Source organism: Fodinibius sp. (assembly GCF_041642155.1).
Lineage (GTDB): Bacteria > Bacteroidota > Rhodothermia > Balneolales > Balneolaceae > Fodinibius.
Genome location: NZ_JBEPWZ010000022.1, coordinates 1 through 22,614 on the forward strand (window position 1 = coordinate 1; position 22,614 = coordinate 22,614).

At 50.5% G+C, this 22,614-nt stretch carries 15 protein-coding genes and 1 tRNA gene; 9 read left to right on the forward strand and 7 right to left on the reverse strand.

The annotated features are described in order from the left end of the window. The first annotated feature begins 529 nt into the window (after positions 1-529). From ACESLU_RS02900 to ACESLU_RS02930, 7 genes are all read left to right on the forward strand, one after another. Complete coding sequence (locus ACESLU_RS02900; RefSeq protein WP_372634904.1) at positions 530-3,589, forward strand: SusC/RagA family TonB-linked outer membrane protein; 3,060 nt, start codon at positions 530-532, stop codon at positions 3,587-3,589. 46 nt (positions 3,590-3,635) lie between these two features. Continuing rightward, a complete protein-coding gene (locus ACESLU_RS02905; protein WP_372634869.1) occupies positions 3,636-3,929 on the forward strand; it encodes a hypothetical protein in 294 nt (97 codons plus the stop codon). After that, positions 3,875-5,164, forward strand: coding sequence for a RagB/SusD family nutrient uptake outer membrane protein (locus ACESLU_RS02910; RefSeq protein ID WP_372634872.1), 1,290 nt, complete (start codon positions 3,875-3,877; stop codon positions 5,162-5,164). The genes ACESLU_RS02905 and ACESLU_RS02910 overlap by 55 nt, the downstream gene beginning before the upstream one ends. 190 nt (positions 5,165-5,354) lie before the next feature. Further along, positions 5,355-6,308 (forward strand): sugar phosphate isomerase/epimerase family protein, encoded by a 954-nt coding sequence (locus ACESLU_RS02915; protein ID WP_372634874.1) that lies wholly within the window; start codon positions 5,355-5,357, stop codon positions 6,306-6,308. A gap of 581 nt (positions 6,309-6,889) precedes the next feature. Then, the gene (locus tag ACESLU_RS02920; RefSeq protein ID WP_372634877.1) at positions 6,890-8,143 is read left to right on the forward strand and encodes a Gfo/Idh/MocA family oxidoreductase; all 1,254 of its coding nucleotides are present in this window, start codon (positions 6,890-6,892) and stop codon (positions 8,141-8,143) included. A gap of 132 nt (positions 8,144-8,275) precedes the next feature. Next, entirely contained in the window at positions 8,276-12,241 is a 3,966-nt protein-coding gene (locus ACESLU_RS02925; RefSeq protein WP_372634880.1) for a family 16 glycoside hydrolase, read from the forward strand. Positions 12,242-12,287: 46 nt separating this feature from the next. After that, positions 12,288-13,205 (forward strand): DUF1080 domain-containing protein, encoded by a 918-nt coding sequence (locus ACESLU_RS02930; protein WP_372634882.1) that lies wholly within the window; start codon positions 12,288-12,290, stop codon positions 13,203-13,205. 189 nt (positions 13,206-13,394) lie between these two features. Here ACESLU_RS02930 and ACESLU_RS02935 read toward each other — a convergent pair whose 3' ends face one another. Genes ACESLU_RS02935 through ACESLU_RS02950 form a run of 4 tightly spaced genes read right to left on the reverse strand, consistent with a single transcriptional unit; the run spans position 13,395 to position 16,121 of the window. Beyond that, a complete protein-coding gene (locus ACESLU_RS02935; RefSeq protein WP_372634884.1) occupies positions 13,395-14,162 on the reverse strand; it encodes a YgcG family protein in 768 nt (255 codons plus the stop codon). A 27-nt stretch (positions 14,163-14,189) separates the two neighbouring features. Then, positions 14,190-14,984, reverse strand: coding sequence for an NIPSNAP family protein (locus ACESLU_RS02940; protein ID WP_372634887.1), 795 nt, complete (start codon positions 14,982-14,984; stop codon positions 14,190-14,192). 54 nt (positions 14,985-15,038) lie between these two features. Next, entirely contained in the window at positions 15,039-15,482 is a 444-nt protein-coding gene (locus tag ACESLU_RS02945; protein ID WP_372634889.1) for a TPM domain-containing protein, read from the reverse strand. A gap of 51 nt (positions 15,483-15,533) precedes the next feature. Next, positions 15,534-16,121, reverse strand: a complete 588-nt coding sequence (locus ACESLU_RS02950) for a LemA family protein (RefSeq protein ID WP_372634891.1) — start codon at positions 16,119-16,121, stop codon at positions 15,534-15,536. A gap of 400 nt (positions 16,122-16,521) precedes the next feature. Here ACESLU_RS02950 and purL point away from each other — a divergent pair, with 400 nt between their 5' ends. Beyond that, entirely contained in the window at positions 16,522-18,768 is a 2,247-nt protein-coding gene (gene purL / locus ACESLU_RS02955) for a phosphoribosylformylglycinamidine synthase subunit PurL (protein ID WP_372634894.1), read from the forward strand. Between the two features lie 394 nt (positions 18,769-19,162). On the opposite strand, the gene ACESLU_RS02960 is transcribed toward purL, so the two are convergent. Further along, positions 19,163-19,714 carry a carboxymuconolactone decarboxylase family protein gene (locus ACESLU_RS02960; protein WP_372634896.1) on the reverse strand — a complete coding sequence of 184 codons (552 nt, stop codon included), beginning with the start codon at positions 19,712-19,714 and terminating at the stop codon, positions 19,163-19,165. A gap of 150 nt (positions 19,715-19,864) precedes the next feature. Further along, positions 19,865-21,193 carry an L-lysine 6-transaminase gene (gene lat / locus ACESLU_RS02965; protein WP_372634899.1) on the reverse strand — a complete coding sequence of 443 codons (1,329 nt, stop codon included), beginning with the start codon at positions 21,191-21,193 and terminating at the stop codon, positions 19,865-19,867. 126 nt (positions 21,194-21,319) lie between these two features. On the opposite strand from lat, the gene ACESLU_RS02970 reads away from it, so the two are divergent. Next, positions 21,320-21,392: transfer RNA gene (locus tag ACESLU_RS02970), tRNA-Met, on the forward strand. Positions 21,393-21,586: 194 nt separating this feature from the next. Here the strand turns inward: ACESLU_RS02970 and rocD are convergent. After that, a partial coding sequence (gene rocD / locus ACESLU_RS02975; RefSeq protein ID WP_372634901.1) for an ornithine--oxo-acid transaminase occupies positions 21,587-22,614 on the reverse strand: 1,028 nt, incomplete at its 5' end.

A 22,614-nucleotide genomic window follows, 5' to 3' on the forward strand; every position in this document is an offset into this window, starting at 1 on the left:
TTGCTAACGCTAACCCCCGATAACACCTCAACAAGTTGAAATCAAGGCGCCCCACCTCTGTCGGGCCTAATCCGGTCTGAAACCCAAACCCTGCTTTAGGCTTACGAATGCAAGGGATTGAAAAAAATCTATCACTTTTTAAAAAAACACGGACCAAAAAGTCATCTGCATAGTAATAAGGGATAGAACATCATTTTCCGCGTTCAAAAGGGATCTTTAAAAAGCATCGTCGTACTGATCTTTACTTCGGAGTTAGCTGATCTTTAACGGTTTAGTTAAGTCAGGGTAATCGGGGTGGTACGGTTTTTTAGCAAGCTGAACCATTTGACATACACAGTTCACTTAAGTATCATCTCCCCGGGAAGGAGATCCTCTCGGGTACCAGACAAGCGGGAAGGAAGTGTTTTGATGGTAATGAGTCGATCATAGCTGTTAATCTAAATCTCTAACAAGTTTAATGATGAAAAAAAAGGATACACATACATACAGATATCCATATGAATGGATGACCAGGGTTGCTTTGGCAGGTATGTTATTTGGCCTGCTGGCGCTGCCGGTGAAGGGACAAAATGCACAGGAAACGGTGACGGGGACTGTCGTGGATGCCGAGAATAATGAGACCCTGCCGGGAGTCAATATCCTGGTGAAAGGAACGACCACCGGGACCTCAACAGGAGCTGACGGTTCGTTTGAGCTTTCAGTCCCGTCTCTGCAGGATACCCTCGTCGTTTCATTTATCGGTTATCAAACCCAGGAAGTGCCTATCAGCGGACGAACTGAAATAGATATAGCATTGGCCGGACAAGCGATTATGGGCGAAGAAATGGTGGTCGTTGGTTTCGGCACACAGCGAAGAGAAGACGTGACCGGGGCTGTCAGTTCGGTTTCAGCCCAGGATTTCGAGGAACGTCCGATGACCAATACCGAACTTGGAATGCAGGGATTAAGTCCCGGCCTAAGCATTCAGTACGAGGGCGGACAGCCCGGTGAAGAGAACGCCGTGGCACGGATTCGGGGGACCGGTACGCTGAATAACCCTAATCCGCTGGTGCTCGTAGATGGGGTGGAACAGTCGCTGTCTACGGTGGAATCTTCAAATATTGAGTCGATCAGTGTGCTGAAAGATGCTGCATCCGCAGCGGTTTACGGGTCACGGGCGGCAAATGGTGTAATATTGGTTACTACTAAACGAGGTGCTGAATCGGGAGTAGCCGTTAATTATAATGCTCATGTGGGTGTTCAGGACCTGCTTTTTTTCCCGCCCGGAGCCTCGAAAGAGGACTGGATGATGCTTAGGAATGAAGCGGATATAGCAACAGGAGCCGATCCGATTTTTACCGAGGAATATCAGGAGAATGTTATAGCGGGAACCAATCCGCTGGAGTATCCCTTTGCGGATTTTGAAGGAGGCGTATTCCGGGATTATTCGCTGGAGCATAGCAATGCTATTTCTGTATCCACGGGTGGCGAGACCGGAAGATTGTATGCTGCTGTCAGTCACGACGATACGGATGGGATCATGCGAAATTTTAACAGCAAGAAAACGTCGCTACGGATAAACAGCGACCTGTTTGTGACCGATGATTTAACGGTTAAAGCCAATATGCTTTACAGGAACCGGGATGTCAGTGGTCCGGGATTCAGGCCCCAGCGGATCATGCAGGCCCTTTTGCATATGAATCGCGATATGATTATGAGTTATCCGGACGGTCGAGAGGCAACCGGTGATCTGATCGGAGGCACATGGAATCCGTTTGTTATGGGAAATTCCGGAGAGACAAGCCGGGCGAGCAACGACATCGTTGCCACTGCCGGAGTTGAATACGAAATAAATGATGTGTTCTCCCTGGAAGGAGATTTTACACTGAACCGGACCAGTACCGAGGAAAATATTTTCCGGGATGACAAAAGTAACATGATTCATCCTCTCACCGGTGAGACGGTCGCTGCAAGCAGCTGGTTTTCCACAAACACCCTTAATGAGGGTCGGTATAACCGCAATGAACTCAGCCAAAGGGCATTGCTGCGATACTCCGATAATTTCGGAGAGCACAGCCTTAGTGGCATGGTCGGATACGAAGAAATCTATACCCATGCGACACAGGCATCTGCAGCACGTTCCGATTTTTTCAATGATGACCTCAGATCCCTGAATGCAGGTGATTCCGGTACGGAACTGACTTGTGGACAATTTAATGATCCGGGCGAATTTACCAATGGCTGTTTTAACGACGAGTGGAGAATACGATCTTTCTTTGGACGTGTAAACTATTCGTATGAAGACCGGTATTCGTTCCAGGCCAACGTTCGGTATGACGGGTCTTCCCGGTTTGCGGAAGGTAACCGGTGGGGCTTTTTTCCTTCGTTTTCGGGTGGCTGGAGAATCTCCAGCGAAGAGTTTATGCAGGATGTTGATTGGCTTAGCAACCTGAGAATTCGCGCTTCGTGGGGACAGCTGGGTAACGAGCGGCAGGGTTCTAACGAGAGGACCGGGCTTTATTCCTACCTGAATACGTATAACCTGGGGCTTTCCTACCAGTTCGACGACGATGTTGTGCCGGCTGCTGCCGTCACTTCGGCCGGCAACACGGATATCGCCTGGGAAACCACGACAATGACGAATATCGGCCTGGACCTGGGGTTGATGGATGACAGGATAGAGGTGATCGGCGAGTATTTCTGGAACTATACCAGCGATATTCTGCTTCAGTTGCCCATACCTGCCACGGTGGGTAAAAGTGCTCCCTATCAGAACGCGGCGGATGTTTCCAATAACGGGTGGGAACTGGCTGTTAACTATAACAGCGCGGCCGGCTCCGGAGAGTTTGTGTATTCCGTCGGCGTCAATTTCTCAGATGTCGTTAATACGATCGAGGATCTCAATGATCAGGGTCCTTTCTACCCTGATGGGTTTACTGTTTGGACCGAAGGAGAGTCCATTAATTCATTGCGTGGATATGCTTCCCCGGGGATTTATCGCACCCAGGAGGATCTTGACAATCATCCGGCCACCTATAGCCCGGAAGTGACTATTGGTGATGTTATTTATGAAGACCTGGATGGAGACGGGGCACTCAGTACCGCATTATATCCTGAAGGGGATCATATTATCATAGCCAATGAAGATCCCAGGTATGAGTTCGGTGTGAACTTTGACGCCTCGTATCGCGGGTTCGATTTCAAGATGTTCTGGCAGGGGGTCCTGCAACAGTATCACATGCTGGACGGTGCAATCATCGAAGGCCCGAACAACCAAAACTACATTGCCCAAAAGTATGTCGAGGAACGATACCATCCTGAAAAAAATCCCAATGGTTCCTGGCCCAGGGTAATGACGGGATCGCAAAACTGGAACAGGCGTGCATCTGAATTCTGGCTTGAGGATACGAAATATGCGAGGCTGAAAAATATTCAGCTCGGCTATTCCATCCCCCAGCAATTTATTCAGCGATTCCGGGTTTATGTCTCGGGGACGAACCTGATTACCATAACGCCTACCGAGCTTATGGATCCGGAAGTTCCGAGGGGACGAAATCAGTTTTATCCTCATACAAAAACGGTTTCTCTGGGTGTCAATGTCGCGTTTTAATTTTTTAATACTGCATTTTAATAGTTAAATGTAAATGGGAGTTGTTATGAAAAAGAGTATAATTTTAAATGTAATGATAATTGCTGTTATTCTTTCCGGATGTGATGGTCTGAATGTCTCTCCGGCGGATACGGTAACAGAAGGTTCTTACTGGCAGCGGGCCGGTGACGCGGAGATTGCCGTCAACGCTGTTTATGCGGAGATGGACGGTCGTATCTTTGGTTTGGATAACCGGACCGATATAGCCTATTCCCAGCTTACCCCCTTGTCCCGTCAAACGGTACGGTGGAAAGCTATTGGAACAGGTATTACAGGGGTATTTTTAAAGCCAATGACGTAATTACCAACATCGGGGAGGTCGAGTTTGGTAATACGGATCTGCTGGACAGGGTGGAAGCGGAAGCGCGGTTTCTCCGGGCCTATTACTATACCCAGCTCACCAGCTTATGGGGAGATGTTCCTCTCATTCGGGAGCCTATTGATATCAATGATCACGTGGCCCGGACCGATCGTGATGAGATTGTCGATTTCATCTTGGAAGAGCTGGATAGTATCATCAATACGGAGGCCCTCCCCGTGAGTTACGGCAGCGGGGATGTCGGCCGGGCAACACATGGCGCTGCCCAGTCGCTGAAGGCGAGAGCTGCGCTACGCAACGAACGGTGGGAGATCGCCCGTGATGCGGCGCAATCGGTCATCGAAAGCGGTGTTTATGAACTCTATCCCAACTACGAAGAGCTGTTTCACTATGAAGGCCAGAACTCTTCGGAAGTGATTTTTGACAGGCAGTATACTTCGACGGGGGACAGTTACGACGCCTTCGGGGTGTCCGCCGCATCCATTGGAGGCGGATCGGGTGTTGAACCTGCTCATGGTCTCTACCAGAAGTATCGGCTTGATGAGGGGGAATATGATATCAGCGAATTTAACAGTCGTGAAGAGGCGTATGAAAATATGGATCCGCGCTGGGACTACTCGGTCTACTATACCGGCCAGCCTATCGGTAACAGCACTTACGACTCCAGTCCCGACAGTCCCACACCGGACCGGGTAAATGTGACGGAGAGGGCTACCGAACTCGGATACAATATGAAGAAGTATATTGACTATGAAGATGACATAGACAGCCCTTCGACCGGATCCATTAATATGATTCACATCCGGTATGCCGATGTTCTGCTGATGTATGCCGAAGCAAAAGTTCAGCTTGGTGAGATTGACCAGTCGGTGTACGATGCCATTAATGAGGTGCGCGAACGTCCCACGGTTGAACTGGATCCCATCAGCGAAGCAACCCACCCGGATGCAGAAAGCCTGATGGAGTACCTGATGGATGAGCGCGCCCGGGAATTTGCATTGGAGGGCTTGCGACTTTTTGACGTCATGCGATGGGGAATCGGTGAAGAGGTAGCCGGACCCGTACGGGGCGCTCATTTTGAAAATTCGGATGGAGAGGTTTATTTGCAGGACGTCGGGTATTCGAGAAATTTCAGCGATCATCACCATCTGTGGCCCATACCGCAGTCTGAAATTAATTCCAATGACTCCATCTCGGACAATAACCCGGGATACTAATTTTAATAATTGCCGTTGACACGGTTAACAGATAAGTTATAAATACCTATTCGGGTCCCGCCGGAAATGGGGACCCGAAATCGGTTGTTGTTACCTGAAATATTCAGGACAGGTGAGGTCAGCTTATATTCTGAACGGCAGAACGTTTTGGCATTGCATGATAAGGGACAATCTCTAAAAACTTATAGCTATGAAAACGAACCGAAAGGAATTTCTGGAAAAAGCAATCCTGGGAGCAGCTGGTGGAATAGCTGCTCCTTTTTTTAATGTCAACAGGGGAGATGGCGAGCGGAGAAAGGAGGTACTCAGAAATAAAATCGGGGTATCTTCCTATTCTTTTTGGCAGTTTAACGGGCCAAAAGAGGAGACCTCTATCGAGTATTGTATTGAACAGGCCGCAGAAATGGGGTTTGACGGACTGGAGATCCTGTGGATGCAGATGCAGTCGTATGAAAACAGTCATTTGCAACGTTTAAAAAGCAAAGCCTTTCACGCGGGTCTGGATTTAATGGGATTTTCGACCCACCAGGATTTCCTCACCCCTTCGGAAGACGAACGGAAAGAGGAAATAGAGAAAACCATCGAACAGATCGACATTGCTTATCGTCTGGGGATCCCTACGATGAGAATTAATACGGGCCGATGGGGCACGATCGATTCGTTCGACGAATTAATGGAAAATAAAGGCATCGAACCCGTGCTCGAAGGGTATACGCGGGAAGAAGGTTTTGCCTGGGTCATTGACGCCATCTCCCAATGCATTCCTAAAGCTGAGGAGTGCGGGGTTGTTTTGGGACTGGAAAATCATTGGGGACTGGGACGCACCGCTGAAGGGGTTTTGAAAATTGTGAATGCCATCGATTCACCCTGGCTGAGAGTAACGTCAGATACAGGTAATTTTTTAGAACGACAATACGAACAACTGGAGATGATGGCACCCAAAACGTCTCTTGTGCAGGCCAAAACCTATTTCGGCGGTGGAAAGTGGTATTCGCTGGATATCAATTATGAACGGGTGGCTGAAATATTCAGGGCGGTCGATTACCAGGGATATATCTCTCTCGAGTTTGAAGGACAGGCAGACCCGGCGGAGGCAGTCCCCAAAAGCCTGAACCTGCTCCGCGAAGCGTTTACATGGACCTAAAAACCTGAGAGAATAATTTCCACCCCTTTTGAGGCGCCATCCCAATAGGAGTGAGGGAGCAGCGGAGCTGATGTAAAAAACGACGAACATAGTATCCCCTTCCGGCGTAGGGCAGGCAAATCAGCAAAGCTGACAGGTGTAAAAACGGCGGCACCATTTATTCATCCGGCGGCGTTTTCAGGTTCCGTTTGTGCGTCGCTTCAAAAATGGAACGTAAAACAGGAGTACCTGGATCACTGATTTTTTTGGAGTATCTGCAAGTAGAAACGGGCAAAAGTAATTGGAGAAAAAGTAATTTTTATGTTTCATTATCGAAACAAAAATATTATATAGTGCTTTTGTTATGAAGTCTTGTTGGGTACCCCTGAGACTTATTATGTTATATAATTTTTAATTTAAACAAGAAGCCTTTGAAAACCCAGTCCCGAAGCATCGGGAAATATCAAAGTCTGATCGCATTCAAAACCACCCCGCATAAGACATACGTGAGAATTTTGAAGGTGTGAAAATGCAGATATTGACCAGAAAAACGGTTTTGCAAAGGCTTCGTCAAATGGATGGCAACCATGGGAGAAAAAGGTATGAATAGAAAAAAGTTTATAAAAGGTACGCTTGGAACACTTGGCGCTCTTACCATCGTACCGCGGCATGTGCTGGGCGGCAGGGGCTATACGGCACCGAGTGATCAGCTTACCAAAGCGGTTATCGGGGTAGGCATGATGGGCAGGGGACATCTGAATTATCCGGGCGCCCGGCTTGTAGCGGTCTGTGACGTGGATGATAATCACCTGCAGGAGGCGTTGAACCGGTCGGATTCAGAGGTCAGGGGCTATTCCGATTACCGGGAGGTCTTGCAGCAGGATGATATTGATATCGTCCATATCGCCACGCCGCCGCACTGGCACGGTATTATGGCGGCGGATGCGGCAGAAGCGGGCAAGGATATCTGGTGTGAAAAGCCGATGACGAGAACGATCGGTGAAGGCGAAAAGGTGGTCGAAGCGGTACAGCGGAATGGCAGTATCTTTCGGCTGAATACCTGGTTCCGGTTTGAAGATGTTTTTTACGGCATGGGAACGCCGGTCAAGCCGATTAAGAAGCTGGTTGAAAACGATGTCTTCGGATGGCCGCTCAAGGTGACGATCAGCGAGACGACCGGCTTCAACTGGAAGTTTAACTGGAGCGGGCTGACGAACCTGGAGCCGCAGTGGATTCCCGAGTCACTGGATTATGACATGTGGCTGGGTCCGGCCCCGGAAAAGCCGTATAACGAACACCGCACGCATGTGACTTTCCGGGGCTACTGGGATTATGACGGCGGGGGACTGGGGGATATGGGTCAGCACTACCTTGACCCGGTCCAGTATATCTTGGACAAGGATCATACCAGTCCCATCAGCGTAGAGGCCGACGCCCCGCAACAGCATCCGGATGCCGTCAGTTCCTGGCGAAGGATTGAGATGAAGTATGAGGACGGCTGCCAAATTATTCTGGATGGGGAGAACAAGGATACCGATGCCGCCTTTATCGAAGGACCGGAGGGCAAGCTGTACCGGGGATTTCAATCCGATATCCCCAATATCCGTAGACTGGCGGATAGCCTGCCAGATCCGGACCCACAGGTGACGGACTTCAGTGAGGCGGTCAGAAACAGGCAGACTTTTGCTTTGAATGAAGCGAACGGTCACCGTTCCTGTACGCTGGTAAATATGGGAAAAGCTGTCCTGCGACTGGGAAGAAAACTGGAATTTGATCCCGAGTCCCAGCGGTTCGTCGGCGACGAGGCCGCCAATCGTTTGATTAACCAGCCAATGCGCGGCCACTGGCATATATAGCTTGAGTCCGTATTCCGCTCACCGGGGTACGGTATGGCATTATGAAGTTTCAAATGATACTTAATTTCTTAATGGAAGATAGAAGTTACCGGCTCCTGTTTTCCATTTGATAACAACTTAATGAGTAGTTTTATGCGTTTTAGACACTTTACCTTGATCGCTTTTGCTTTGGCCATTGTTTCTTGTACTTCCACCAGGGAGATGCCTCAGCAACAGCAAGCCTATGAATCTGCACCTTCTATAGAGAACGTAACAAACCGCATTACTGATCTCCCGGCCGGTAATCAGGCTGAAAATGAGTGGATTTTCAGTGAATTGGTGGCAGCGGGACCTTCGGGGATACAGGCACTGACGGAAATGCTGGCAGCCCCGGGCAGCGGCGACGATACACAGGCCCGTTTTGCTGTCAATGGAGTCTCGAAATATGTTTCGCGGGCCGGCGCGGATTCTGAACGCGCCATGGTTGAGAAGGTGCTCATTGATGGATTGCAGTCCCATCGTCATCCCCGGGTGAAGGTTTTTTTGATGGAACAGCTGGAACTGATTGGAAGTAACGAATCCATCCCGGCCTTGCAATCATTTATCGGCGATGACCGCCTGAACGAATCGGCCGTGCATGCGCTCCGGGCGATCAATACGAGTCGTGCCCGCCAGGTATTGGCGGAGGGAGTAGCCGCTACGGAGGGAGAGAAGCGTATTGCCGTGATCAAAGCACTGGGGGACATGGAGGCGCCGGACCTCGCGCAGCATCTGCTTACCCTGGCCGATTCCGATGACCCGGAGACCCGGAAGGTAGTCCTGTACGCACTAGCCCGGAGTGGGGACCCGGACGCCGGGGAGGCGCTGGCTTCGGCGCTGGACGGGAGCAAAGAACCCCGGCATACAGAGGCCCGAAGATATTACCTGCTTTATGCGGGGCGGCTGGCAGAAGAAGGGAATACGAACCAGAGCGCCGCCATCAGCCGTGATATTCTGAGCGGTGATTTTTCATCGGAGACACGCAGCTCGGCCTTGTCGATACTGGTCGGTCATGCGAACGATGAAGCGCTTGATGACCTGGTTGAAGCCGCCCAAAGTTCAGATGCGCGGTTGCGGTCAACGGCTCTTAACCTGTTTGAGCAACATGCTGACTGGCAAGTCCCGGAGCCTTGGACCACAGCTTCGGCGATGGATGAGCTGTCCCCCGCTGTGCAGGCAGATATTATTGCCATGCTGGGGCGGAGTGGACGGGCTTCCGTTTCGACACTGCGTCCTTTCCTGGAAAGCGATGAGCTTTCGGTACGGATAGCCGCTGCCCGGGCTGCGGCAACAGCCGGGGGAGAAGAAGCCCTGCCGGTTTTGTGGGAGGCATTAACCGAAGCCCGGCAGCCTGAAGAAATAACCGCCCTGAAAAATGCCCTGCTGCGCCTTCCCTCGGAGTCCCTCGTTTCAGAAGCTGCAGATCTGTTGCCCTCGTCATCGGGACCCGCCAGGGTAGCTCTTATCGAAATATTGGCAGAACGGCGGGCTGACCAGCATCTCGATACGGTGCTGGATCAACTCGACGACTCGGACGCACCGGTACGGATGGCCGTATTTCAGTCAATCGGGGATTTGGCCGGGGCGGACGACCTGCCTCAATTGGCTGGCCTGCTGTCGGAAGCTCAAAATGAAAATGAGCGCACAGCGGTACAGGAAGCTATAATAGCGTTTTCTCAGGAAATACCGGCCTCTGAAGATCGTGCCCAGGCGGTCTTGCAGGTCCTGGAGGAAGCACCGCCCCCCCAAAAGCCTTATCTGCTGGAACTTCTTCCCGAAATAGGGGGGGACGAGGCCCTTGAAGCAGTGGTTTCAGCGTCCGAAAGCACCAATGATTCCATACAACAGGCGGCCTTGTCGGCACTCTCCGATTGGCCGGAGGCTTCAGCCCTTTCCCCGTTGGCAGAGGCCTATCAGAACGCACCGGACTCCGAGCGGAGTACAATCCTGGAAGGTTATATCCGTCTGGTACAGCAGTCGAAATACAGTGCAGCGGACAAAGTCCAATTTATGAATGAAATATTAGCTGAGACCTCCTCCGACGAAGAAAAGCTGAGGGTGTTGAGTGGACTCGCGTCGCTGGAGTCCCCGGAAGCGCTGAAAGCGGTCGCCGCCCATTTCGATGATGAGAATGAGGCGGTTCGGCAACGTTCACTCCGGTCGGCTGCACACATACTTTCGGCCTCGGATGAAGAGACCGGGCAGGAACTTTCGCTCATAGAAGCGACGGCGGGTGTAGAACATAAAGAGCAAATTGAGCAGTATATACAGGATCTGGAGTCCGGCGGAAATGAAACGGACAATTTTACCACTTTATTTAATGGAGAAGATCTGACGGGCTGGGTTGGTGATAAAGATTCGTATACCGTCAGCAGTGGACAGATCCTTAGTAAAGATGGAGCTTCAGGCAATCTGTTTACCGAGGATGAATACAGCAACTTTATCCTGAAATTTGACTTTAAACTGACCCCCGGAGCCAATAACGGGCTGGCCATACGTGCGCCGCTGGACAGCCACCCGGCGTATGAGGCCATGGAGCTTCAGATCCTTGACAACACGGCAGAGAAATATAAGGAGCTGGAGCCCTACCAGTTCCACGGGTCGATCTACGGGGTGGCTGCCGCCCAACGGGGTCACCTGAAACCGGTCGGAGAGTGGAATACCCAGGAAGTGATTGCCGACGGCTCCCGAATTACGGTCAGGGTAAACGGACAAACCATTACCGATGTGGATATTGCCGATATCGATACTTCCAACACCAGGGATGGGCGAGATCACCCGGGCCTGCTTAATGAAAGCGGTCATATCGGTTTTCTGGGTCACGGCGACGAGGTAGCCTTCCGGAATATCAGAATACAGGATCTCGATGTCTATTACCCGGACTACAGCTCGGATTCCGGGAACGGAGACGGGATGAACGAACCGCCGGAAGACTTTAAAGCTCTCTTCAACGGCGAAAACCTGGAAGGCTGGAAAGGAGTGGTTGGCAATCCCAAAACCCGGGTGGAAATGACCGAAGAAGAACTGGCTCAGAAGCAGCAAGAGGCAAATGCCGAGATGCGACAACACTGGTCAGTGCGGGATGGCGTGCTCTTTTTCGACGGAGAAGGCCACAGTGTGGCGACGGAAAAAAGCTACAGGGATTTTGAGATGACTGTCGACTGGAAAATTGAGCCGGGTGGCGACAGCGGCGTCTATCTGCGTGAAACGCCCCAGGTTCAGATTTGGGATATTACCGAATGGCCCGAGGGGTCCGGCGGGTTGTACAACAACAAGGAACATCCCAGCGAACCATTGGTTCCGGCCGACAACGCCATTGGTGAGTGGAATAACATGCGCATTCAAATGAAGGGTGAGAAAGTGACGGTTCACCTGAATAGCGAACTGGTTGTGGATAATGTGGTTTTGGAAAATTTCTGGGACCGGGATCAGCCCGTCTATTCCGAAGGGGCTATTGATTTGCAGGCGCACAACACGCCCCTCTATTTCAAAAATATTTTTATCCGCGAGATACCCCGCAAAGAATCTCTTTTTAACGGCGAAGACCTTTCCGGCTGGGAGCGGGTGAGTGACGCCACCGGACAATGGCACGCCGATGACGGACTGCTCTATACCGAAGGCGGCGGCGGTTGGCTGTCAACGACCGATACGTACGATAATTTTAAGCTGGAATTTGAGTATCGCCTGCCGGAAGGGGGCAACAGCGGAGTGTTTTTGCGTGCGCCCCGTGAAGGTAATCCCGCTTATGAAGGAATGGAGATACAGCTGCTGGACGATCAGGCCGAAGAGTATGCGGACCTGCAGCCGTGGCAGTATACCGGCAGTATCTATGATGTCAAGGCCCCCTCCGGAGAAGCAAGTAAAAAAGCCGGGGAGTGGCAAAAGATGGAGATTACAGCGGATGGCTCTCAAGTGAAGGTGCGGCTGAATGGGGAGACGGTTATTAATACAGACCTGGTTAATTATATGGATCGGGTGGAGGAGCATCCCGGTCTGAAACGCCGGTCGGGATATATCGGCCTGCAAAACCATAACTCGCGGGTTGAATTTCGAAATATCAATATTACAGAGATCAAGTAATGCGGAGGTAGCTGTTATCATGTTATCATTTAAAAAGCTGGGTTTTATGTCGTTTATGTTAATTGTAACAGCCGGAGTAACGGCTCTGCAGGCTCAGATTCCGGGGAGTGAGGCCGCGGGTCGGTGGGATATTACCATTGCGGCACCCGGCGGCGAACAACCCGCGTGGCTTGAGATCAAAACCTCGGGCGTCAGTGCCCTGGTCGGCCGGTACGTGGGTCCCTCCGGAAGTGCCCGTCCCATCTCGGAAATTACCTACTCCGGGGAAGAGGAAACCTACGAGTTTAGCATTCCGCCGCAGTGGAGCAAGGGAGCGGATCTTCATGTTGAATTCACGTTTGAGGGTGAACAGCTCAGGGGACGGACTACGGGCCCGGAAGGCAATACGCTGGAATGGACCGGCGTGCGCGCCCCCTCTTTGGAAGGCGAAAGCGAGCCGGAATGGGGAGAGCCTGTACATCTGTTGGATAACGAGCTGTCGAAGTGGGAGATCCCGGAAAACAGCCAGTTCGAGATGAAAGATGGCGTCATGGTCAATAAAAAATCAGGAGGCAACCTGATTACCAAAGACGCGTTTGAAGATTTTAAACTTCACGTGGAGTTCCGTTATCCGGAAGGAAGCAACAGCGGAATTTACCTGAGAGGACGTTATGAGGTACAGATTATTGACAGTTACGGCATGGAGCCCGATAGTCATCTGCTGGGAGGCATCTACGGTTTTATTGATCCCAGCGTGAATGCGGCCAAAGAAGCCGGTGAGTGGCAGAGCTATGATATCACACTGAGCGGACGAATGGTTACGGTTGAGCTGAATGGGACTGAAGTGATCTGCGACCGTCCCATTCCCGGTATTACCGGAGGGGCAATCGACAGCCGCGAGGGAACGCCGGGACCTCTTATGATTCAGGGCGACCACGGACCGGTGGAATTTCGCAATATCACTATCGCCCCCGCGGTGAATTGAGGGTGGAGATTCAAGGGTTGAGGAAGGTAAGGCTTGGGAATATGTAGCCTCACATAACGGCCGTGTCCTGCCCGTCCTAATAACCAGTAACTCATATCAAAATTGGATCTTTGACAAAAAATTTCGAAATCTGAAGCTACTTTCCCAATTCCTCATTCCCAATTCATAATTCCTCATTCCTAATTCCCCTTACCATCCCCCGCTGGCCCCGCCCCCGCCGGAACCGAAGCCGCCCCCGCCGCTGAATCCGCCAAAACCGCCGCCTCCGCCGGAACCGCCTCCGAAGCTGCCCCCGCCGAGCCAGATAAATCCCCCGGGTCCCAGCGTTCTGCGTTTTCCCCTGCCTTTACCGCCGCCCCCGCGACGAGAAGAGGAGTAGATGACAAAAACGAGAAAAAGCACAAAGATAATAAATGAAAGAGTGTCATCCTCCTGGCTGGAAGAGCGCTCATCGGTCAACTGACCGGTATACTCGCCGCTGGCAAGCTGAATCATGGCCGAGGTCGCCCGATCCAGTCCGGCATAATAGTTTCCCTTTTTAAAACTCGGGGAAAGAATATCCCGGATAATGCGATTGGCCATTACATCAGGTATGGCTCCCTCCAGGCCGTAGCCCACTTCGATGCGTATTTTCCGCTCATTAGGCGCGATCAGGATAAGAACCCCGTTGTCCCGATCGTCTTCCCACATGTTCCATTCGTTAAACAGGGTAGTTGCGGTCTCTTCGATGGAAATGCCGTTAAGGCTCTCGAGTGTTGCAATAGCAATAACGGTCGTCGTCGTATCACGGTAATTTCGCAGCTTGGTTTCCAGCTGCTGCCGCTCACTGCCGCCCAGCATCCCGGCAAAGTCGTTCACATGTCCCCCCGGCTCCGAAGGAATATCCTGGGCCGCGGAAGGGAGGGTCAAACCGATGACAAGAAGAAGAGGGAGTAACAAGGGATTTAAGCGAAGCATGAACAAAGGGACAATTATGTCAGAAAATTAAAGATCGGAATAGGATGCTGCCCGTAAAAAGTAAATATCGCTGTTGGAGACATTATCCTGATATTTTTCCACGGCCGAGAGCTCCTCCCACTGGGCGTCATTTCTAAAAGCATCCCAATGGGCGTCACGGCTGTCCATATTTTCAAATGTAGTCATATACATCAGATTGGGCATTTTATTTCCGGAGATGACATTCCCGTAAAATATTGCGTTAAAATCCAACCGATCAAATATTTCCACCTCGCCGCCCGCATTGAACATATCGACTTTATTTTGGTTCAATGCTTCTGTTGCACTCTCGTAACTTCGTAATTCATAGACCCGCTCAGTCCTGGGATTATCCAGGTCGGCGGCCATAAGCGTTGGAGCATATTCAAATGCCTGGAGTAAAATGGACTCTATCTTGTGGTAGGGCGGTTCGTCGTGAGGAGCCTCAAGATAGTCTCTGCCCCCAGCAAGATACTGCGAGTCGTCATCGAGCCGGCCGGGAAGGGATGCAAAATCATCCAGGGTTTCAAAGGGAATAAGCAGGTACGTTTTTAAAGCCGAAGAGGTATCGGCGTCGTGCGGTTTAAAAACGCCTACCGGTTCAATGCCCAGGCGGTGCAGGGCCGGCAGGTACGCCTGTTCAAAAAAGCGGTCTGCTTGCTGTTGCTGCTCCACGCTGTCAAAATGATACGTCTTTATCTGGAAAAACTGTTGCGATTCATAGTCCTGCTGACTATAGACGGTTGCGGGGGTAAGCTGAAAACAAAATATAAGTAACAGAAGATAAAAAGTATGTTTTTTCATAAGAACTAAAGTAGTGTTAGGATAATTCTCAACATAAGAAATGAAGAGAATATATTAATTTTGATTATAGCTGATTTCATCTGTCAGCTCGTTAACATCGCCCTTCTGGTGATAGGGAAACTGCTCGGTAAGCTTTTCGCCTACTTTATGGACGGCCTCTTCGATTCCCTGCTCGAAGGCATCCTTCTTAAAGTGCTGAATAATGAGCGCCAGCACGTCATTCCAGAAGCCCTCTTCCACTTGCCTGTGAATGCCTTTTCCCGCAAACACGGCCACCTTGTGATCTTCTGTGGCCACATAGATGAGCACCCCGTTTTGATACTGCGTCTGGTCCATTCCCAGCTCGTGGAAAATTTCGCTGGCCCGGTCGAGCGGGTCTTCCTCGCAGCGGTGTTCGATATGAATCCGGATTTCACCGGAGGTTTTTTCCTCCGCCCTGGCAATGGCATCGATAATCTGCTGCTCTTCTTTTTCGGTAAGAAACTGTCTGGCAGGCATATTGGAAAGATTTAAATATCAGATTAGTGTTCATCCCGAAACGGGTTGTCGTTAATCAAAATTAACTTCGGGGACCTCTTCAGCCCCTTCATCTGCTTCGAAATAGGCTTTTTCATCAAAGCCCAGCATGCCGGCAAAGAGATTGGTTGGAAACCTTCGAATGTCGGTATTATAGGACTGTACAGTCTCATTATAACGCTGTCGTTCTGTTGCAATACGGTTTTCTGTTCCCTCCAACTGGGCCTGAAGGTCCTGGAAATTTTTATTGGCTTTCAGTTCCGGGTACCGCTCTACGGTGACCATCAATCGAGACAGGGCCCCCGAAAGCTGCTGCTGTGCCTGTTGAAACTGCTCCATCATCTGGGGATTGTCCAGATCCCCGGCATTAAGCTGAATGGAGGTGGCATTGCTGCGGGCCTCAATAACGTCGGTGAGCGTTTCCTGTTCGAAATCGGCAGCCCCTTTAACGGTATTCACCAGGTTAGGTACCAGGTCGGCTCTCCGCTGATATTGATTCTCGACCTGAGCCCATGACTGATTAACTGATTCCTGCTTCTCTACCAGGCTATTGTTTATATTTATACCATAAATCACCAGTAGAGCAACAGCGCCAATTCCGATGAGAGTCTTAATATTCATTTTTACCTGTCGTTAGTTTTAGGGTTGTCAACTTAATGAGGGCTTTGCAAAACCGTTTTATCGGCCAATATCTGCATTTTGAGCATTCAACACTCTCACATATGCTTAATATACCGTAGTTTTGAATGCGCTCAGGTTTTGATGTTTCCCGATGCTTCGGGACTGGGTTTTCAATGTCCTCCAATATACAAAATCTGAGTAAAATAGATGCATCTATAAAATTTCAGCCTTTCGTTATGGCACAAAGTATAAGATCATTTTTAATTTTTCATTTTTTAAATCTTAGCATTCAAATTCCTATCTTTGGGTGAACTGAAATCAACGACACAATCAGTACTTCTTGTCGCACAAATTCATTTTATTCACCCTGTAACTTCTCAACTTTCCAAAAAAGTAGCTGATGTCTGCAAATACTACCATAACAGAACCCGAAGTAACACTGGAACTGGCAAAAGATCACGGACTCGATGAACACGAGTACGAGATGATCAGGGAATATTTGGGCCGCACACCCACATTTACAGAGCTTGGGGTATATTCGGTAATGTGGAGTGAACACTGCTCATACAAAAACTCCATCCTCGAAATTAAAAAATTACCGAGTGAAGGTCCCCAGTTGCTGGTGGGAGCGGGCGAAGAAAATGCCGGTCTTGTGGATATCGGGGACGGACTGGGGTGTGTCTTCAAGGTGGAAAGTCACAACCATCCCTCTGCCATTGTGCCCTACGAGGGGGCGGCGACCGGCGTGGGCGGTATCCACCGGGACATCTTTACCATGGGTGCTCGCCCGGTGGCAAGTCTCAACTCCCTTCGATTCGGTGACCTGGACAGTCCCCGGGTCCGTTTTCTGCTGGACGGGGTGGTACGGGGCATCGCCGACTACGGCAATTCGTTTGGGGTTCCGATGGTAGGCGGCGAAATTTATTTCGATGACAGCTATGAAGGCAATCCGCTGGTCAATGCCATGAGCGTGGGAATCGTAAAAGCCGGCCGCACAGCCTCTGCCATTGCCGAGGGGGCCGGCAACCCGGTTATTATTGTGGGATCGGAGACGGGGCGGGACGGTATTCACGGGGCTACATTCGCTTCGGAAGAGATCAGTGAAGAAAGCGAAGAAAATCGTCCCAGCGTACAGGTGGGCGATCCTTTTGCCGAAAAACTGTTGCTGGAAGCCACCCTGGAAGTGATCAAAAACGGGGGGATCGTTGGCATTCAGGATATGGGGGCGGCTGGCATCAGCTGTTCGTCCTCGGAAATGAGTGCCAAGGGAAAAAGCGGCATGCGGATCGATCTGGACAAAGTACCCGCCCGCGAAGATGGCATGACAGCCTATGAATTGCTGCTCTCCGAAAGCCAGGAGCGGATGCTGGTGGTCGCCGAAAAAGGTCGCGAGCAGGAAATTATCGATATATACGAGAAATGGGATCTGAATGCCGTCGTTATCGGGGAAGTGACGGATGGTGAAAACGTAACTTATTATAAAGAGGGCGAAGTGAAAGCGGATATCCCTGCCGACAGCCTCGTGCTGGGTGGCGGCGCTCCCCAGTATGTTCGCGAGGCAGAGAAGCCGGACTACCTGGAAGAGACCCAGTCGTTCGATATCGATAGCCTGGATCATCCGTCCGATCATGAAGAGGTACTGAAAACGCTGCTGCAGGCGCCCAATATCACTTCCAAGCGATGGGTCTATGAGCAGTATGATACGATGGTTCGCACGAATACGGTCAACGGGCCGGGTTCCTCTGATTCGGGCGTGGTACGCATTAAGGGAACCGATAAGGCATTGGCCGTAAAGACGGATTGCAATGGCCGGTATGTGTACCTGAACCCGCGGCGCGGGGGACAAATTGCGGTTGCGGAAGCGGCGCGTAACGTGGTATGCAGCGGGGCAAAACCGATGGCTATTACCAACTGCCTCAATTTCGGGAATCCCTATAAGCCGGAAGTTTACTGGACATTCAAACAGGCGCTGGCGGGTATGAGCGAGGCGTGCCGCCGGTTTAATACGCCGGTTACGGGAGGAAATGTCAGCTTTTACAACGAAAACCCGGATATGGCGGTGTTCCCGACGCCGGTCATCGGTATGCTGGGACTTATTGAAGATCTGGAAAAACATCGCATGACCCCCGCATTCAAGCAAGAAGGAGACCTTATCTATTTCATTGGCGCGGAGCGCAGGGGACTGGGGGGCAGTGAATATCTGCATACCATTCATGGATTGACGGCCGGGGATGCCCCGGAGATTGATCTTGATTTTGAAGGACGCCTGCAGGAAGCCCTGCTGGATGCTATTCAACAGCAAAAAGTGAATGCCGTGCATGATATCTCTGATGGGGGTTTATCCGTGACGCTGGCAGAGATGGCGATATTTGCCGGAAAAGGAGCAAGGGTGTCGGTTGATGAGCTGGGAGATAAGGAGCATGAGATACTGTACAGCGAAGCCCAGTCCGGGGTCGTGGTGACCTGCAAGGCCGGCCGGGAAGATACGCTGGAGGAACACTTTTCAGAGCAGGATATACCGTTTTACAGGCTGGGAACGGTGGGATCCGAACGGGATACATTGGAGGTCAGTGGTCTGCTGACAGTCTCTTTAGACGAAATCACTGCTCTCTATGAAGGGGTGATCGAAGGAGCCATGAAGCAGTGACAGGGCTCCTTCGCGAATCGCACCAGGTGGTGTAACTGCCTGTAGTTTCAGGTAGAAATAGGCCTTTGCCAAACCACTGTTGTGGCCAATCTCTCCATTTTCGCGATTTCAACATCCTCCTGTATCGTCTATAGATACGCTGGTTATACACTGGCTATACACTGCGGTTTTGATGTCGCTCAGGCTTTGGTATTTCCCGATGCTTCGGGACTGGTTTTTCAAAGATTCTACGTTTAAAACAAGTACTTAGTAAATCAGATAATGTTTTTACACTAAAGAGCGGCATCAGCCAGCTTGTGTGGGGCAGCCTTCGGTTGATCCACTTTTTTTGTTGATAATTTGGATCATCGTATTCCTGTTTGGTCCTCTAAAAAGTATAAAGTGGGGTCGCGGATTATTCCAGTCCGGGGCGGTCGCGCATATAGCCTTCATGGGCCATCATCTTTCCCATTTCGTCATAGGCTTCATTTTCTTCCGGAGCCCAGGTGCCTAATCCGTCCACATACCTGTTATACATGCAAAACGCCGCTGCAATAAGCACCGTGTCATGAATTTCACGGTCGTTCGCCCCGGCTTCTTTGGCATTTTGAATATCATCCTCTCCAACCTCTCGGCCGCTCTTTTGTACTTTTTTGGCTATATCCAGGAGCGCACGGAGTTTGAGAGAAAGGTCGGTCTGCTCGAATTCTTTTTTGATATCATCAATCAGCGACAGATCGCCGTCAAAGTGATGAGCGGCGGACGCTCCGTGGGAAGTATGACAGAAATGGCAGTTATTCCGGTATGAAACATAGGATGCAATCATTTCCCGTTCTCCACTGGAGAGAGGAGAGGGGCCCCGGAGCAGGGTTTCTGCCAGTTCACAAAGCGGTTTTGCCGTATCCGGTCTGAAGTGGAAAAGTCCCACGATACCGGGCTTGTCGTTGTTTAAGTCAATATGGGCCATAAATAATTACCTTTTTTGGAAATGTGAATTGAATGTATGCAATAGTAAATAATATCGCTCACAGGCTTCAAGATTGCAACCTGGACCCGTTGAAATGTAAAATAGGTTGATTAGCTTTACTTAAAAAATAGAGTCTACCAATGGGACAGATCATTTCAGGACGGTTCGTATCGCATCATCGATAATGTCAATAGCTTCATCAATGTGCTGTTTTGTGACGGTTAGCGGGGGACGGAATCGCATGGTTTTGGTGCCGCAGGAGAGTATCATCAATTTCTTATTAAAGCACTCTTTGATCACGGCATCCCGCAGGTCGGTGCCGCTAAAATCGATGGCGCAAAAGAGCCCTTTGCCCCGCGCGTTGGTCACCTGTTCGTACTGGCCGGCCAGTTCCCGTATATTTTGCAGGAGATAATCCCCGGTTCGGGCGGCGTTTTCAATCAGGTTTTCTTCTTCAATCACTTCCAGGATACGTCCGAAGCGAACCATATCCACCAAATTTCCGCCCCACGTAGAATTTATGCGCGAGGGGACATGGAAGCAATTTGTTTCTATCTCATCCACTCGCTTGCCGGCCAGGATGCCGCACACCTGCGTCTTTTTACCGAAGGCCAGGATGTCGGGCTTGACGTAATGCTCGTGGGCCCAGAATTTGCCGGTCAGTCCCACGCCCGTCTGTACCTCATCGTAAATAAGCAGGGCTTCATGCTCATCCGCTAATGCACGCAGGGACTCGTGAAATTTTTTGCGAAAGTGATTGTCGCCGCCTTCGCCCTGGATCGGTTCAATAATAATACAGGCAATCTCATCTTTATATATATCAAAATAGCGTTTGGCCTGTGCTACAGCACGCTCTTCCCGGGCAATCGTTTGCTGAAGATGGTCCTCTGTTTCGGGATATATTACAGCCGGGGAAATAACCCTGGGCCAGTCGAATTTGGGAAAATATTTCACCTTGGTCGGATCTGTATTAGTCAGCGACATGGTGTAGCCCGTACGCCCGTGGAATGCCTGTTCGAAGTGGAGTACCTTGTGTCCTTTTTCCTGCCGGTACCCTTTTTCAAAGTTCTTCTGCACTTTCCAGTCAAAAGCCACTTTCAGGGCATTTTCTACAGCCAGGGCGCCGCCCGAGATGAAAAAAGAGTAAGGCAGGTAATCCGGTATACCTATCCGGCTAAAATTTTTGACAAAGGCGGCCAGCTCCTCGGTATAGATATCCGAATTGGACGGTTTGTTAATCGCGATCTGGCCCATTTTGTCTTGAAACTCCCTGTTAGCCAACCGCGGGTGATTCATACCCAGCGGATTCGAGGCAAAAAACGTGAAAAAATCCAGGTAGCGATTCCCATTTCTGGCATCGCAAAGGTAGCCTCCTTTGCTTTTTTTGAGATCCAGAACAATGTCATAGCCGTCGGTGAGCATATGCTTGTCTAAAATATGATGAACTTGTGCCGCTGTAACGTTTTCTGTGATAGCCATAAACCTCTAATGCAGGTTGTCTATTCGTAAATATTATATCTAAATTAAAGAAAAGAAGAGTGGTAAATAAAAATGAATTTACTATTGACAAGTACCCATGTCAAGCCTTATTATAGGCACTCACATCGCGGGGTGGAGCAGCTGGTAGCTCGTCGGGCTCATAACCCGAAGGTCGCAGGTTCGAATCCTGCCCCCGCCACTATCCAAAAGCGGCTTTCTGATTACGGGAGGCCGCTTTTTTTATTTTATAGGGTCCGAAAAGCAATGGGAAGGCCCGCATCTCTCATTTGACTTTCCCGATGTTGTTATCATATTATCCCTCAGTTCCGCGAACAGTTCATTCTCTCGCACAAAAAGTTCATGGCCGGTGGAGAATATTCGCTCTGATTATCTCTAAACCTTTACGCTTTCATATTCCCTGATCGTTCGACTGATGATCGCGATACAATCCCGCAGCTGCTTTTCCGTCATCACCAGGGGCGGTGCGAATCGAATAATATTACCATGGGTCGGTTTCGCCAGGAGGCCGTTCTCTTTCAGCTTCAGGCAGATATTCCAGGCCGTATCACTCTCTTCGGAATCATTGATGACAATCGCATTCAACAGTCCTTTGCCGCGGACGAGCTTCACGAGATCCGTCTGATCGATAAGTATTTCCATCTCCTCCCGGAAGAGCTCCCCCAGTCGGGCGGCGTTACCAGCCAGGTCTTCGTCCCGGACCACCTCAAGTGCTTCCATCGTGACGGCACAGGCCAGCGGGTTGCCTCCATAGGTCGAACCATGTTCACCGGGACGCAGACAATCCATGATCTCATCGTCAGCTAATACGGCGGACACCGGATAGGCCCCTCCCGAGAGGGCCTTGCCCAGGATCACAATATCGGGGCGAACCCCTTCATGGTCCACACACAGCATCTCGCCGGTGCGGGCAATACCGGTTTGGATTTCGTCGGCGATAAAGAGCGCATTATACTTCTCGCAGAGAGCAGATACCCCGGTGAGATATCCTTCCGATGGCACCTTGACCCCCGCTTCTCCCTGGATCGGCTCCACCAGAAATCCCGCCACATCTTCCTTCTGAAGCGCCATTTCAAGGGTTTCCAGGTCGTCGTAGGGAATAGACAGGAAGCCCGGGGTATAGGGACCAAAATTTTTGCGGGCAGCCGGATCGTTTGAAAAGGAAATAATGCTGGTTGTCCGCCCGTGAAAATTACCCTTCGCTACAATGATGGTCGCTTTTTCGGGTGTGAGGTTCTTCTTTTCATAAGACCACTTGCGGCAGAGTTTAATGGCGGTTTCCACACCTTCGGCGCCGGTGTTCATGGGTAAAAGCTTGTCATAACCGAAAAGATCGTGCATATACTTCTCATACGCTCCCAGCTGATCACTGTAAAATGCGCGGGAAACCAGGGTCAACTTTT

What these genes read in the sequence shown, in the direction of transcription:
- ACESLU_RS02960 (WP_372634896.1), bottom strand. Translation starts at nt 19,714, where the DNA reads ATGGCCCATATTGACTTAAACAACGACAAGCCCGGTATCGTGGGACTT.
- ACESLU_RS02935 (WP_372634884.1), bottom strand. Translation starts at nt 14,162, where the DNA reads ATGCTTCGCTTAAATCCCTTGTTACTCCCTCTTCTTCTTGTCATCGGT.
- ACESLU_RS02915 (WP_372634874.1), top strand. Translation starts at nt 5,355, where the DNA reads ATGAAAACGAACCGAAAGGAATTTCTGGAAAAAGCAATCCTGGGAGCA.
- ACESLU_RS02920 (WP_372634877.1), top strand. Translation starts at nt 6,890, where the DNA reads ATGAATAGAAAAAAGTTTATAAAAGGTACGCTTGGAACACTTGGCGCT.
- ACESLU_RS02905 (WP_372634869.1), top strand. Translation starts at nt 3,636, where the DNA reads ATGAAAAAGAGTATAATTTTAAATGTAATGATAATTGCTGTTATTCTT.
- ACESLU_RS02900 (WP_372634904.1), top strand. Translation starts at nt 530, where the DNA reads ATGTTATTTGGCCTGCTGGCGCTGCCGGTGAAGGGACAAAATGCACAG.
- lat (WP_372634899.1), bottom strand. Translation starts at nt 21,193, where the DNA reads ATGGCTATCACAGAAAACGTTACAGCGGCACAAGTTCATCATATTTTA.
- ACESLU_RS02940 (WP_372634887.1), bottom strand. Translation starts at nt 14,984, where the DNA reads ATGAAAAAACATACTTTTTATCTTCTGTTACTTATATTTTGTTTTCAG.
- ACESLU_RS02925 (WP_372634880.1), top strand. Translation starts at nt 8,276, where the DNA reads ATGCGTTTTAGACACTTTACCTTGATCGCTTTTGCTTTGGCCATTGTT.
- purL (WP_372634894.1), top strand. Translation starts at nt 16,522, where the DNA reads ATGTCTGCAAATACTACCATAACAGAACCCGAAGTAACACTGGAACTG.
- ACESLU_RS02930 (WP_372634882.1), top strand. Translation starts at nt 12,288, where the DNA reads ATGTCGTTTATGTTAATTGTAACAGCCGGAGTAACGGCTCTGCAGGCT.
- ACESLU_RS02950 (WP_372634891.1), bottom strand. Translation starts at nt 16,121, where the DNA reads ATGAATATTAAGACTCTCATCGGAATTGGCGCTGTTGCTCTACTGGTG.
- ACESLU_RS02945 (WP_372634889.1), bottom strand. Translation starts at nt 15,482, where the DNA reads ATGCCTGCCAGACAGTTTCTTACCGAAAAAGAAGAGCAGCAGATTATC.